Annotated in this window: 14 protein-coding genes and 1 pseudogene; 5 read left to right on the top strand and 10 right to left on the bottom strand. The window is 65.5% G+C overall.

Going from position 1 to position 13,363, the window contains the following annotated elements:
- Positions 1-26 precede the first annotated feature (26 nt).
- The gene (locus tag AC50YM_RS10065; protein ID WP_494956805.1) at positions 27-1,388 is read left to right on the top strand and encodes an MFS transporter; all 1,362 of its coding nucleotides are present in this window, start codon (positions 27-29) and stop codon (positions 1,386-1,388) included.
- Here the strand turns inward: AC50YM_RS10065 and AC50YM_RS10060 are convergent.
- Positions 1,324-2,415 (bottom strand): sigma-70 family RNA polymerase sigma factor, encoded by a 1,092-nt coding sequence (locus AC50YM_RS10060; protein WP_494956804.1) that lies wholly within the window; start codon positions 2,413-2,415, stop codon positions 1,324-1,326. The genes AC50YM_RS10065 and AC50YM_RS10060 overlap by 65 nt on opposite strands.
- Positions 2,416-2,756: 341 nt before the next feature.
- Here AC50YM_RS10060 and AC50YM_RS10055 point away from each other — a divergent pair, with 341 nt between their 5' ends.
- A complete protein-coding gene (locus AC50YM_RS10055; protein ID WP_494956803.1) occupies positions 2,757-3,176 on the top strand; it encodes an ester cyclase in 420 nt (139 codons plus the stop codon).
- 101 nt (positions 3,177-3,277) lie between these two features.
- Here AC50YM_RS10055 and AC50YM_RS10050 read toward each other — a convergent pair whose 3' ends face one another.
- From AC50YM_RS10050 to AC50YM_RS10025, 6 genes and pseudogenes are all read right to left on the bottom strand, one after another.
- Entirely contained in the window at positions 3,278-4,348 is a 1,071-nt protein-coding gene (locus AC50YM_RS10050; protein ID WP_494956802.1) for a glycerophosphodiester phosphodiesterase family protein, read from the bottom strand.
- A 131-nt stretch (positions 4,349-4,479) separates the two neighbouring features.
- Positions 4,480-7,491: a DEAD/DEAH box helicase gene (locus tag AC50YM_RS10045; RefSeq protein ID WP_494956852.1), complete on the bottom strand. Its 3,012-nt coding sequence runs from the start codon at positions 7,489-7,491 to the stop codon at positions 4,480-4,482.
- A gap of 279 nt (positions 7,492-7,770) precedes the next feature.
- Positions 7,771-8,016, bottom strand: a pseudogene (locus AC50YM_RS10040) (SWIM zinc finger family protein); the annotation flags it as partial.
- A gap of 105 nt (positions 8,017-8,121) precedes the next feature.
- Complete coding sequence (locus AC50YM_RS10035) at positions 8,122-8,328, bottom strand: hypothetical protein (RefSeq protein WP_494956801.1); 207 nt, start codon at positions 8,326-8,328, stop codon at positions 8,122-8,124.
- On the bottom strand, positions 8,325-8,825 hold the full coding sequence (locus AC50YM_RS10030) for a hypothetical protein (protein ID WP_494956800.1): 501 nt from the start codon (positions 8,823-8,825) through the stop codon (positions 8,325-8,327). Before AC50YM_RS10030 ends, AC50YM_RS10035 begins: the two co-directional genes overlap by 4 nt.
- Positions 8,826-8,864: 39 nt before the next feature.
- Positions 8,865-9,317: an SRPBCC family protein gene (locus tag AC50YM_RS10025; protein WP_494956799.1), complete on the bottom strand. Its 453-nt coding sequence runs from the start codon at positions 9,315-9,317 to the stop codon at positions 8,865-8,867.
- A 261-nt stretch (positions 9,318-9,578) separates the two neighbouring features.
- Here AC50YM_RS10025 and AC50YM_RS10020 point away from each other — a divergent pair, with 261 nt between their 5' ends.
- The 3 genes from AC50YM_RS10020 to AC50YM_RS10010 all read left to right on the top strand — a co-directional run bounded on the left by AC50YM_RS10020 (position 9,579) and on the right by AC50YM_RS10010 (position 11,102).
- Complete coding sequence (locus tag AC50YM_RS10020) at positions 9,579-9,827, top strand: hypothetical protein (protein WP_494956798.1); 249 nt, start codon at positions 9,579-9,581, stop codon at positions 9,825-9,827.
- A gap of 222 nt (positions 9,828-10,049) precedes the next feature.
- Positions 10,050-10,415, top strand: coding sequence for a hypothetical protein (locus tag AC50YM_RS10015; protein WP_494956797.1), 366 nt, complete (start codon positions 10,050-10,052; stop codon positions 10,413-10,415).
- A gap of 306 nt (positions 10,416-10,721) precedes the next feature.
- Positions 10,722-11,102 (top strand): VOC family protein, encoded by a 381-nt coding sequence (locus tag AC50YM_RS10010; RefSeq protein ID WP_494956796.1) that lies wholly within the window; start codon positions 10,722-10,724, stop codon positions 11,100-11,102.
- A gap of 253 nt (positions 11,103-11,355) precedes the next feature.
- Here AC50YM_RS10010 and AC50YM_RS10005 read toward each other — a convergent pair whose 3' ends face one another.
- The 3 genes from AC50YM_RS10005 to AC50YM_RS09995 form a co-directional block, all read right to left on the bottom strand.
- The gene (locus tag AC50YM_RS10005) at positions 11,356-12,060 is read right to left on the bottom strand and encodes a potassium channel family protein (RefSeq protein ID WP_494956795.1); all 705 of its coding nucleotides are present in this window, start codon (positions 12,058-12,060) and stop codon (positions 11,356-11,358) included.
- Between the two features lie 282 nt (positions 12,061-12,342).
- On the bottom strand, positions 12,343-12,696 hold the full coding sequence (locus AC50YM_RS10000; protein ID WP_494956794.1) for a hypothetical protein: 354 nt from the start codon (positions 12,694-12,696) through the stop codon (positions 12,343-12,345).
- A gap of 191 nt (positions 12,697-12,887) precedes the next feature.
- Positions 12,888-13,187, bottom strand: coding sequence for a hypothetical protein (locus AC50YM_RS09995; RefSeq protein WP_494956793.1), 300 nt, complete (start codon positions 13,185-13,187; stop codon positions 12,888-12,890).
- Positions 13,188-13,363: the final 176 nt, after the last annotated feature.

Here is a 13,363-nt window from a genome sequence, read left to right as displayed (position 1 = left end):
TGCACGCCGTGGGACAGACTGTTGCCGTGAGCAACTCTCCCCGGACGGGTCTTGCCGTCGCAGGACTCAGCCTGGGCACGGCACTGAACCCGCTGAACTCCTCGATGATCGCCGTCGCCCTCGTGGTGCTGCGCGCCGACTTCGGGCTCGACTTCGCCACCGTCACCTGGGTGATCACCTCCTTCTACCTCACCTCCGCGGCGGGCCAGCCGCTGATGGGCCGGCTTGCGGACCGTTTCGGCCCGCGGCGGCTGTTCATCCTCGGCATGGCGCTGGTGGCCGTGACTTGCGCGCTGGCTCCGTTCGCCCCGAACTTCATCCTGCTCTGCGTGTCGCGCGCCGTCATGGCATTGGGCACGGCGACCGCGTACCCGAGCGCCGTCGTCATGGTCAATGCGCTGGCCCGGCAGGCGAAAGTGCGGTCCACGCGGCCGCTGGGCCGGATCCAGATGGCGAACACCTCCGCGGCCGCCGTCGGCCCGGTGGTCGGCGGATTGCTGGTGGGTTTCGTTGGCTGGGAGGCCCTGTTCCTGGTCAACGTCCCGCTGGCTCTGGCCGCGATCCTCCTGGTCCAAAAGTTCGCCCCGGCCGACGAGGACGGGGAACGCGGCCGGGCCTCGGAGCTGCTGCGCGACTCGGACATCCCGGGCATTCTGGCCTTCATCGGCTCCATGGTCCTGGTGATGATGGCGCTGCTGAACGTCCTGCCGGCCTACCGCTGGTGGCTGCTCGGAGCGGGCACGGTGCTGGCGGTGCTCTTCGTCGGGCGGGAGCTGAGGTTCGCCCCGCCGTTCCTGGACCTGCGGCTGCTGGGCCGGAACCGGCCGTTGCTGCTGGTCTATCTGGGCTTCGCCCTGTTCAACGGCGTCTACTACTTCTCCTTCTTCGGCCTCCCGCAGCTGCTCCAGCAGGCCGGGGGCTACGAGCCCGGGGTCGTCGGACTGCTGATGCTGCCGCTGGCCGCGATGTCGGTGCTGGTGACGCCCCTGGCGGTCCGAACGATGGACCGGGTCGGCGTCAAGCGGGTGCTGATCGCCGGCGTCGTATTGCTGTTGATCGCCTCCGGGACCATGTGGCTGCTGACCGCCTCGTTCGCGGTTCCGCTGGTCCTCGCCGTGACGGCCCTGATGGGGGTGCCGTACGGGGTGGTCAGCATCGCCTCCAGCCAGGGCATGTACCTGTCCACCCGGCCGGAGGAGCGCGGGGTGGCCGCCGGGATCTTCCAGACCTGCCGCTATATCGGGGCGATCACGGCCACGGTCCTGATCGGGATTTTCTACGGCACAGGCGTCAACCAGGCCAACTGGGGGCTCATGGTCTTCGTCATGCTGGGACTCGGCGCGGTCGTGTTTGCCGTGTCGCTGCTGTGGCAGGAACGGAGAGGATGAGGGCCGCGGGTGCGGACTCCGGCGGAGACTCCGACGCCGTCTCCGCGGCGGGTGAGGACGCGTCACCGAACGGGCTCTCGCAGTCAAAGTGGTACTGCCGCAGCACGTTGGACCGGGACGGGTCCCTGAGTTTCTGCATAGCTGCGATCTCGATCTGGCGGATGCATTCGCGGGTCGTGCCGAACGCCCTCGCGACGGCCTCCAGGGTCTTCCCTTCACCGCCCAATAATCCGAAACGCATCGCAATGACCCGGGCCTCCCGGTCCTCGAGCGTGGCGAGTACGGCGTGGACCTGGGCCCGCAGCTGTTCATGGAAAACTACCTCGTCCGCGTCTGGTTCGGAGGAATCCCACAGCTGTTCGGCCAGGGCTTCTGCTCCGCCCCTGCCGTCAGGCACCCACAATTCCAGTGAAAGGAGCGGCTGGTCCAAAGCCAGTAGGCATTCGATGTTCCCGATCGAAGTGTGGGTCAGCTGGCTGAGCTCCTCCATGCTGCAGACGGTCCCTGTCATGGCGGCCGCCTGTTGCGCTGCCCGCACCGTCTTCAGCTGTGCACCGACGGGAAGCGGCAGCCGGATGAGACGAGCCTGATTGGCCACGGCCAGTGTGATGGCGCTCCGGATAGGCCATGCGGCGTGTGTGGAGAACCTGAAACCCTTGGTGAAGTCGAAGGTGCGGACGGCCCGGTGCAGTCCCAGGTTTCCTTCCTGGATCAGGTCCAGAAAGTCGAGTCCGCGGTTGGTGTAGTGCTTGGCGATCCAGACCACGAGCCGGAGGTTGGCGTGCAGCAGCTCCTCTTCGGCATGTCTGCCCAGAATGGTGATGGTCCGAAGCTCCACTGGGTCCAGGTCAGGCTTCAAGGTGCCGTCCGCCAAGAGCCGCTCCGCGAAGAGTCCTGCCTCGATTTCCTGCGCGAGTTCCACTTCCTGCCCGGCGGTGAGCAGGTCGTAATGGCGCAGCCGGTGCAGGTAGTCCGCGGCGGCGTGGTCGGTGAATTCGCCGGTTGCCTCGTGGATCAGCTCAGCCATGTCATCCCCTGTCAGACGCTTCAAGCTCCTGACGGCAGACTACGGGGGCGGTGTGACAATCTCCGGAGTGCGCGGGGCAGCATAAGCCTGCCCGCTACCGAGGCCCAGGAGCAGCGCGGCGAACGCGATCTTGTGCCCCTTGACAGGCTCAAAACCCGGGAATAAGTTCAGCCTTAACGGGGCGTTTCGCCCGATCCTAACCACTTTTTCACACTGTTTCCCGGCGCTCTGCGCGGGGCCGCTGCCCGGAAGGATGGCCTCACCGGGTGGCGTACGCGCGTCCTGCCGGGGCTGGACGCTGGGGGGATCCAATTCGGTCTCGCATCTACCAGGAGTCGAAAATGTCTGAAGAGCTGAAGTTGATAGAGCGGTTCTACAAGGACGTCATGGAGAGCGGAAACCTCGACCTCGTTGATGAGCTGGCGCTGGACAGCTATGTGGATCACGAGGAGGGGCTCCCCGGGCAACCGCCGGGCAGGGACGGCGTCAAGTACTTCGTGACGACGATTCGGTCGGCGTTCCCGGACATCAAAGTCAAGGAACTCACGCCATCCCTGAGCGCCGGAAACATGGAGGCATGCCACGTGGTCCTGACCGGCACACACCGTGGGGAACTCGCCGGTGTCCCGCCAACAGGCAAGACGGTGGAATTTGACTGCACCGACATCGTCCGCGTCGAGGACGGCAAGGTAGCCGAGCATTGGGGCACCACTGACAACATGGGCATCATGCGGCAGATCGGCGCCATGGCCATGGCCTAAAAGTAGGAACCGACGTACTACGGCGGCCCGATCGACCGCCAGGTACAACGAAGGCTGTCCACGTTCCGAAAGGGAACGCAGACAGCCTTTTCTGCGGACGGCTACACGGTCGGGGCGTAGGCCTTCGGCAGCTTCAGTCCGCGCTCCTCCATGACAGTGCGCAGGCGGGTGGGGTAGTCGGTGATGATGCCGTCGACGCCGAGTTCCATCAGGCGCTCCATGTCCGCCGTGGTGTTGACGGTCCAGGGGACGACCGGCAGGCCGAGCTCGTGGGCTTCGGCGATCATTCCCTCGGTGACGGAGCGGAACGCGGGGGAGATGACGTCGTAGCCCTGGGCCGCGGCTGCCTTGGTGAGGGAGCCGCCGTAGGTGTCGATGTCGATGCCGCCCAGGTTGGGGCTGGCGCCGGGCTGGCCGACCTGGAGCCAGGCATCGCCGCTGGACAGTGCAACCAGCGGCAGCTCCGGGGCGAGCTCCTTGGTCAGGTTCAGCGATGACCAGTCGAAGGACTGCACGGTGGTGCGGTCCGCCATGCCGGAGGCCTGGATCTCCGCGACGACCGCCTTGGTCAGCGCCACCATGCCCTCGCCGCCGGACCTGCCGTCTTCGACCTTGGTCTCGATGTTGAAGCTGACCTTCTTGGCGTCGGCGTCGCGCACCAGCTGGAACACGTCCTTGAGTTCGGCGATCCGGTTCCCCTCGATCACGTCCTGCTCCGGGTACCCCTTGAGCTGGGTGAAGCCGCAGTCCAGCGTCGTGATCTGCGCCAGCGACAGCTCTGCAACCCGGTCGCCGACGTACGGGAAGGCGGCGTCGCCCGGCGTGGCCGGCGCGGTGTCCAGGCACTTGTCCGCCTGGATGGTGTCGTCGTGCCAGACGATGACCTTGCCGTCGGACGTCAGGTGGGTGTCCAGCTCGAGGGTGGTCACGCCCAGCTTCAGCGAGTTGGCGAACGCGGCCAGGGATTCCTCGGTCCACTCGCCGCGGCCTCCGCGGTGGGACTGCAGGTCAAAGGAGCCGTTGCGCTCGTTGGTCTTGATCTCGGAGGTGGCAGTGCCGGCAGTGTTCGACGACGGCGCGGCGCCTGCTTCGGTGTGTGAAGCGGCGACGGCGGGGCTCGCCAGCGAGGCGAGGAGCGCGGCGGTGGCCGCGGCAGTCAGGACTGTGCGCATGGGTGTGGTTCCTCCTGGGTGGCGGTTGCCGGCGCTGCGCCGGCGACCCGACCACCCTAGGGAGGCGAGATGGACTGCCGTGTGCGGGAAACTGGACCTCGGGTGAACACTTCGTCGGCTCTGGCCGTGTCTCAGCCGTCGAACAAGCCGCGAACGTCCTCCGCTGACAGTGCCGAGGAAAACATCGCGTCGTCGTCAAGGACGGCGGTGAACAGCTTGGCTTTCTTTTCCTTGAGCGCCATGACTTTCTCCTCGATGGTGTCCTTGGCTACCAGCCGGTAGACCATGACATTCCGGGTCTGGCCGATACGGTGGGTGCGGTCGACGGCTTGCGCCTCCGAAGCGGGGTTCCACCACGGGTCCAGCAGGAAGACGTAGTCCGCCTCGGTCAGGTTCAGTCCGAATCCGCCGGCCTTGAGGCTGATCAGGAACACCGGGGCGCTTCCGGACTTGAACTGCTCGATCACCTCGCCGCGCCGCCGGGTCTGGCCGTCCAGATAGGCATATTGGATGCCCTCTGCGTCCAGCCGGGCAGCGGCCTTGCCCAGGAAGCCGGTGAACTGGCTAAAGATCAGGGCGCGGTGTCCCTCGGACACGATGTCGACGAGCTGCTCCAACAGGGCATCGAGCTTGCTGGACGGCACGGAGGCGTATTTCTCGTCCACCAGGGACGCGTCCAGGCTGAGCCTCCGCAGCGTCGTGAGGGACTTGAAAATCGCGAACCGGTTCTTGTCCATGTCGTCCAGCAGCCCCAGCACCTTCTGCCGTTCGCGCTGTAAATGCCGCTGGTAAATGGTGCGATGGCGTGGCGCCAGGTCCAGCTCCAGCACCTGCTCCTGTTTGGCGGGCAGATCCCTTGCGACAAGGTCCTTGGTTCGGCGCATCATCAGGGGCCGGATCCGGCGTCGTAATTGCGCCAGTCTTTCTGCGTCCCCTTCCTTCTCCACCGGCGTCCGGTAATACTCGGCGAAATTCTTCGACGACGGGAACAACCCGGGCGCGGTGATCGCGAACATGGACCACAACTCCATCAGGTTGTTCTCCATGGGCGTGCCCGTAATGGCGAGCTTGAACGGGGCCGGGAAACGGCGGGCATTTTGACTGGCCTTGGTGGCCGGATTCTTTACAAACTGTGCCTCGTCCAGCAGCAGCCCGGCCCATCGTTGTGCGGCGTAGGCCTCGTAGTCGAGCCGGAAGAGCGTATAGGAAACAACCACGACGTCGGACGCTGCCGTGAGTGACGCCAGATCCGTCCCGCTGCGGCGCAGTGTGTCCGTTGCGGCGGTGACCCGCAGCCCGGGGGCGAAACGCCCAATTTCCGCTGCCCAGTTCGGCACCACGGAAGTAGGGGCAACCACCAAAAAGGGGTGGCGCGCAGTTTCGTCGCGCTCCGGAGCGCCGACGCCGTTCTTGGCGTGGCAGATCAAGGCGATGGCTTGCAGGGTCTTGCCCAGACCCATATCGTCGGCAAGTACACCGCCGAGTCCGTGCTCCCAGAGGAAGGCCAGCCAGTTGAAGCCGTCTTGCTGGTAGGGGCGCAGTGAGGCATTGAGGCCCGCCGGCAGCGGCACATCCCGCAATTCCGAGAACCGCAACAGCCCGCCCACGCTCTGCCGCCAGGATTCGGCTTGTTCTGCCGTGGCAGCCAGTTCCTCGAGCTCGTCCCAGAGCCCGGCTTGGTACCGGCTGATCCGGAGGGGCCCTTCGTGGTCCTGCAGGGACCGGGCCTCCTCGATCAGCCGGCGCAACTGGAGAAATTCGGGCTGGTCGAGCCGGAAGTAGTTGCCGTTGGACAGCATCAGGTGTTCCTCGCCTGCAGCCAGGGCGCGGAAGAGCTGGTCGAGGGGTACGTCCTCCCCGCCCAGGGTGACGGTGACGCCTAGGTCAAACCAGTCGCTGTCGTCCGTTCCCTGGGTGCTGACGCCGATAAGCGGGCTGTCCGTCAGCTCGCTGTAGTCCGGCACGGTGCCGGTGGTCACGACCCGGACGTGCTCGAGCCGTTCCAGGGCCGGCATCGCCTCGGTGGTGAACCGGCCGGCGGCGACGTTTCTGAGCACTGCCGGCTCTGTGCTGCCAGGATGGCCGGACACTGTGTCCGGGAACTGCTCCTGCCAGGCGGCCGTGAACGGGGCCAGGGCCCCGGCCACCCGGGCCAGGAGCTGCCCTTCAAATCCGCGGTCGCGGTAGCCGGTGCCCGCGTCCGGCAGGGGCTGCCGGGTGATGGTGCCGGCGGAGGAATACTCCCAGTGCCATTGAAGCTGCAGGGCGCCGGGATCCTGCGGCGCTCCTGCCGCAGGGCGGCGCCGGGTCCGGCTCGACGGTGCACGCCCGGCTGTGGATTCATGCGGGACGTGGGCGGCCGTCAGCACCAGCTCCGGCGGCAGGATCTGCGGCAGCTTCACGGAGCCGTCGCTGCTGATAACATCGGCGGCCTGGGCCAGTTGCGGGAAAAACGCACCGAGGAAGGAATCGCGGGCCGGCGCCGGAACCAGCAGTTCCGTGCGGTGGCTGATCAGCGGACGAATGACGTCAGGAACGGGCGCTGCGCTCGGGGCCAGATGGAAAACACCGGGAGCCGAGGAGGTGCCCGGGCCGGTGGCGGTGTCCCACCAAAACAGGCCGTGACCGGGTCGGCCAATCACGCCCATCGCGGTGCGATCCGCGGAACCCCCGCCGGTGGCGACGTACGGCGTCAGGCGCAGTCCGCCGTCGTGATCGCGGATGTCCAGTGAAATGCTGACCGGCTCATGAACCACCACGGCGTCGCCGGACTTTGCGGCCACCAGCGCCACACCAATGTCGTTTGCCTGGGCGAGGAGCTGCCAGAGCAGAGGGTTGTTGAAGCCGTCCAGGGACAGATGGGTGTATGGAGCCGACGCGGCCTCGGCAGCGTAGAGCGTGGCAAAGGTGCGCATCCATCGAACCTGTTCCGGGCCGAATTCCTCGAGGTGGGCTCCATAGTAGGAACGCCCAAAAGTATCCCAGCGCAGCTGGCCCACCACCCACTTGCCCTTGGCATTCAGCCTCACCGGTCTGGCCGTCAGGCTGACCTGCGGCGCGGACTGATGTTTCCACGGGTCAACGCGGCCGCGCTGGTACCAGGCGGGCTGGCTGGTACTGGATTCCTGCAGTTCCAGCTGCACACCGAGGCGCAGCGTCGGCTTGCTGGCGCTTCGAATGGTAGGTACGCCAGAGAAACCCGAGTACCGTGAAACTGGCTCCGGGTGGAGAAGGGAATGGATCTGCTCCTGCCACGGCGCCGGGGGCGGCTGCTTCTGGACGGTTACCTGAACCCCGTGATTCTGAACGGCGGGGTTCTGAACGAAGGGCGCGGGCTGCTTGGACGATTGAGCGTTCGCCGGGGCCAGCGGAAGATCCACTAGCGCCGGCTGCTCCAGGGCGGGCCCGCTGCTGATTTCCACGAGCAAAGCAGCTACGTGTTTACAGTTGGCGCCCATAGGGCAGGAGCAATCGCCCCACTCAAGACGCAAACCGCTGATGCCCTCCTTAAACGATACTTTGGTCCGGTACGGGGCGCTGCGGTTTCCTTGGACCTTGCCTCTTAACTCCAAGTTCCTGGGATTCCACTCGACGTTGAAAACGGCGCCCTTGCGCGCGTAGGTTCGGCCGCGGCTCAGGGAGGTGCTGCCGACAAGACGGCTGATCACAGGGTCGGCGAGCTGGGGAGGGGACTCGGATGTCACGGCTTAACGGTACCGGTTCAGAGCGGGGGGCGCCGGTCCGGTCGCGAAGGCGTCACTCGCCTGCAACGCTCAGGCGGTGTGGCTGGGGGGCTGTTCCTGGGCGAGAGCTTTGACCCATTCCGGGGTCACCTTGCCGAGGCGGCGGTCCGTGACTTCGCGAAGCTGGGCCGCCGCGATCTGCATGGCGCGGTCATCGTCGTCGAAGATGTCTTCGTGCTCGACCTGTGGGGGCCCGGCGTGTGCGCCGTGCCCGATCGGGCGGGCCGCCGTGCTCATCGTGCTCCTCCGTCAGGCTCGCCGGGCTCGTGGTCTTCTCCATTGTCCCGCGGCGCGGGTTCGCCGTCCACACCGGCGCCCCTGTGCGGGACTCGGGCCCGAGCCACCCATGGGGGCTGCGCTTCGGCCATTGCGCGGGCCGCACGAGCCTGGGCCGCATGGTCGAGAGGCCGCTCCGAGGCGGCTTCCAGGACGGCGAGTTCTCCGTCGCCGGCCAACGGGCTTTCACCCAGGACTTTGAGGACTTTCAGCCCGATCGTGCCGCGCTTGTTGTCCCCGGAGTAAACGGCGTCCAGGGCCCACTGGGTCCGCCTCCACCACTCCGCGCGGTTGTCCGCATCTGCTTTCTGTTTCAAAGTCCGCCAGCCGATCACTCCGGCGACCAAGGCCCCAAGGAGGACCGCCAGCGGACCTAAAGCGGCAAGAATCTGCCACCAGTCGGCAGGGCCGGTGTGTACTAGGACCTCGATCGGGGTCGGTGACGGAATCGGTGGCATGCGACCAGCTTAAGTCGGAGCCCCGACGATCAAGGTGGCTCAGGTGCGGCTGTTCAGTACCGACTCCAGTTTCTCGAACGACTCGGTCCATCCGGTGCGGTGCAGGTTCAGCCGTTCTTCCGTCAGGAACGGTCCCTGCGAGAGCAGCAGGCGCGTGGCTTCGCCGGTACTCCCGAGGGAGAGGTCGACGACGGTCTCCCGGTCGTCTGGGGTCGGTTCCTCCCAGCGGAAGGTGTACACCAGACGCCATGGAGGATCGATCTCCAGGAACTCGCCCGAGAGGTGGAACGGTTCGCCCTCCGGTGGCGTCATGCGGAACCCGTAGCTGCCACCTTCCGTAAGGTTCAGCTCGGCTGAGGGAATGGTGAAGCCGTGCGGACCCCACCACTTCACCAGTTCGTCCGGCTCCGTCAGCATCCCGAAGACTTCCTCCGGGGGAGCATCGAGTACGCATTCCAGGTTCAGGACCAGCCCGCCAGTTTCCGCATCCATTGTTCCACTCTGGCATGCTGCGAACGCTCTTGTAAGGGGATGGCGCCGGGTATTGCCGTGACGGCAGCGTTCGACGACGGCGCGGGGCCGGCTTCGGCGTTTGGCGCGGCGACGGCGATGCCCGCCAAGGCGTCGGCCGTCAGGGGTGCGCGCAGGGGAAGGGGCCATTGGCTCTAGGAAGACCCAAGCACGCTGGACGAGAATGCGAGGCACGGGCGGCGCATCGGCCGAGGTGCTGCGAGGTACGGGAAAGAGGGCAACGTGAAGAACAGCAGGATCATCATGACTCTTCTGGCCTGGGCGGTCGGCATGGTGCCCGGGCCGGCCGCCGTCGTGCCGTTGAGGTCCCAGAGGGACCTCGCCGGTGACGACCACCCAGCGCGCGGAGGCGTGAGGGTGTGGGTTATCGTCGCACTGCTTTCGGCCGTTGTGCTCGCAGGACTTCTGGCGATCGCCGGCCCGCCATTGGCGGCCCTGTTTTCCACGTTTATGGAGAGAGCGGCACGGTAGCCAGAAGACGCAGGGGTGAGTCGAACCACGGCGGCGGGACGGACTGTACCAACCCGGGAAAACCATGGTCGTGAATGCTCCTAGTCGCCGCCCTGACAACTGCGTAGAATCCACACTGTCTGGATCCACCCGCGCGGGGCGTTGCTGGGACGCGATGGCCAGGACGATACAGCGGTCAGCGAAAGCACCGATGGGCCTGATCGCAGAAGTCAGGAGCTAGGGATGAAAACAGTTCAAAACGTCGCAGCGGGTGCAGCATTAACTGCCGCCCTCGCCGGCGGCGGCATGTATCTCGCAATGGCCGCTCCGGACGGCGCAGCGACCTCCACAACACAGTCTGCTTCCCCGCACAAGGGTAGCCACCAAGCCAACGGCATCACCGAGCAGCTGCTGACGGGCGACATTGCCGCCCGTGTGGAAGCGGCGGCGAAGGCCGCCAACCCTGGGGCGACCATAGTCCGCGTCGAAACCGATGCGGAGGGGGCTGCCTACGAGGCACATATCCGGAAGGCCGACGGGACATCGGCGACAGTGAAATTGGATGCCTCGTTCACCGTCACCGTCACCGAAGCGGGCAAGAGACGCTAAAGGCAGCGGGAACGCCCTGCGGACAGCGGAATTGTAAGGCTGGCAGCCCCGTTGGGAGACCGGGGCCCATCGTGAACCGAAACATCGTTCACCCCTATTTCCGCAGGTCCAAATCAGTCCATAATGGCCACATAAGCTTCGGGGACCCCTCGCGCTGGTGATGGGTGGCGCGGCGATGAAGAGTTCCAGGTGGCTGCCCCGGCTCGGCGCAAGGGGTGGTCACGGGCTCCGGACAAGACTTCCGGGGACCCAAACCGGGGGAGCAACGCCATCGCTGCGATCATCAACGCACTGAAGGGAATCATCATGCTCAAGGATTCAAACATCATCGCTGTCCTCCCCGCGAAGGACATCAACAGGGCGAAGGAGTTCTACCGGGACAAGATGGGAATGGAACCCTCCGATTCCATGGAGGAGGGCACGGTGAAGTATAGCTGCGGCCAAGGAACGGGCTTCCTCGTCTACCAGACAGAGAATGCAGGGACAGCCAAGAACACCCAGATGGGCTGGGAAACGGACAATCTCGAACAAGAAATGGAAGAACTGCGCGGCCGCGGCGTCGTCTTTGAAGATTACGATTTCCCCGGCCTGAAGACGGAGAACGGCGTCGCTACCGCTGACTGGGGGAAGTCTGCCTGGTTCCTGGACAGCGAGGGCAATATCCTCAACATCTCCCAGCGCGTCTAAGTCGGAGTCTGGCACCGGCACGCCGCGATGCATCGACGACGCCGTCAGTGAAGCCGACGGGGACCGGCTCCGGCCTTCAAAGCCGGAGCCGGTTTCAGCTGGCTACGAGAGATTAGAACGCGGGACCTGGAAATCGGTGCGCATCAGCCCTCGAACTTTTATGCCGTGGGCAGCTTCAGCCCGTGCTCTTTCGCTGGAGAGGGCAACGAGCACGGTCAGAGCGGCAGGGTACGCAGCAGCGGCTACCCGCACGCTAATTCGTGCCTACTTCCCCACCCCGTAGGTGTCGGTAGTGCAGCTCGTAGCTGTCAAACACATCCGTAGAGGTCGTTCCTGAATGGCCGAACTTGCCGCGAAGGACGTCCGCGAGTGAGTCCAGGGCCGCGTGGAGCATCCGTCCGGCGAACTGGAGTTCAGAGTTCTCGCTGCGCTGGGCCTGGGATGCCAAATTCTGGGCGTAGGCGACTGTGGCCGGCAAAGAGCCGCGCTGCTCGACTTCGCGGAAGTAATAGGTCTCGTGGAACGCAAGCAGATCTATGCTCACCAACGCCACGTTCCCAGCCATTGACTCCAGCAGCCCGGCAGCATGCCGGGGATCGGGGGACAGTACACCTGCAGGACCCGCGGCCTCCCTGAACAGGTTCAGCTCGTGGGCAAGGGCCCGGCGGCGGTTCAGGGCCGGGTACATCTGCAGAATCCAGGTCACCGTTGCCGTCAGCAACCCGAAACCGGTGACGGCCTCGAGGGCCACAACCAGCCTCAGTAGCGGATACGCCGGCACGATCTCGCCGAACCCCGCCGTGGAAAGCGTGACCAGGGAGATGTAGAGCGCCTCGGCGAAGTCGCCCTCCCGCGGCACCCCGACTCCATGAATAAAGCCCGCCTGCAGATGGGGCAGGTACAGCAGGGCCCAGCCGATGGCCGCGAGGGCCGCCCAGGTGCCAATGACAGCGGCCATGGCCAGGGGGCTGCGATGAAGGAGCCCCGGCCCCGCAGTTTTCTCGATACCAGCCAGAATCCACGCATGATCGCCCGGCCCACGGGACCTGAACCGTGGGGATAAAGCAGCGTACGGAAGACGTCGACGAGCATCAGGAGAACCAGCCCGGCGCCCAAAACCGTCCAGAGCGTGTCCTCAAAGTCCATGTCTCATCTTAGGGGCGTCACCCTGGGCCCAGTGACAAACAGAGGAACCCCGCAGTGCCGGGCACTGCGGGGTTCCTCGCTGGTTGGATCCAGGTTACTCGGAACCGGGTTTCTGTTCCCGATCCCGGAGGTTCTTCTTGATCTCGTCGAACTTCTCCTTGATGACCCGTTCCGCGTCGGCGAGGGTTTTGCCGGCGGTGCTGAGGGGATCCATCTGGAGATAGACGTTCTGACTTACAGGGAGGTCGTACTCGTCCTTCAGATGAGTGCCGCCGCCCACGCCCTGAAGAGACAGGTAAACCATGGCGTCGGTCCGGGCAACGCCGGAGATTGTTCCGAAGACAACGGTGAAATCGTTCGCCTGAAAGCTCACTGTCTGACCGATGTGGCTGCGGTCCAGGTCACCGGCTGCTACCGGCTTCTCGGACTGACTTCCGCTGTAGCTCATGAACTTCTCCTAAAAGTCGAGGGTCACGTACTAGTGCAGTCTATCTACGGTGCCCGTGGAGCTCCGGCGGTGCCGCCACCGGCGAGCAAGCCGCGGCAGGGGGTCAGTACCCGCTCGGAGCGCCAACCGCGGGGCGCGCATCCTCACCAGCAAGCACACTGTCCGAGGGACCGGCCACATGATCGCCAGGATCAGAACCGGCGCCAGCGTGAGGCCGACGTCGGGAAACTGGCGGACGATGGATTGATGTCGAACCGGGCGGGGGCGAAGATGAGGCAGAGCCAAATCGCAAACCCATCGAGGGCGAGGGCCGCGTCGGCCCAGGCCAGGGGAACCCGCAGCTTTCGGGCAGGGACACTTCGCTGCAATAGGAACCGGAGCGAGAGTATCAGGCTCAGCAGCTGCGCCAGCAGCAGCCCGAGCGCGACCGCGCAGCTTGAGCGCTGAAGCCAGTCCTCGTGTACCGGCGGGGGGCCGTGGAGAGTCGGCATGAGGTTGGTGTCGATCGCTTTCAGCAGTGACTGGGCAGCGGCGTCATTGCCGTTGATGGCCAGCGCGACGCCAAAGCGGCGGACGGAACCACCGCCAGGTAGGTGTGGCTATTTGCCCCGTTCCCCCGGTGCTCCAGGAGCAGAGGCAACGTCTCAGCTGGGGCGGGCGGTGCTGC

Source organism: Pseudarthrobacter sp. RHLT1-30-1 (genome assembly GCF_059383415.1).
Note: the sequence above shows the minus strand (reverse complement) of the source record. Positions and strands in the feature narration are given on the sequence as shown.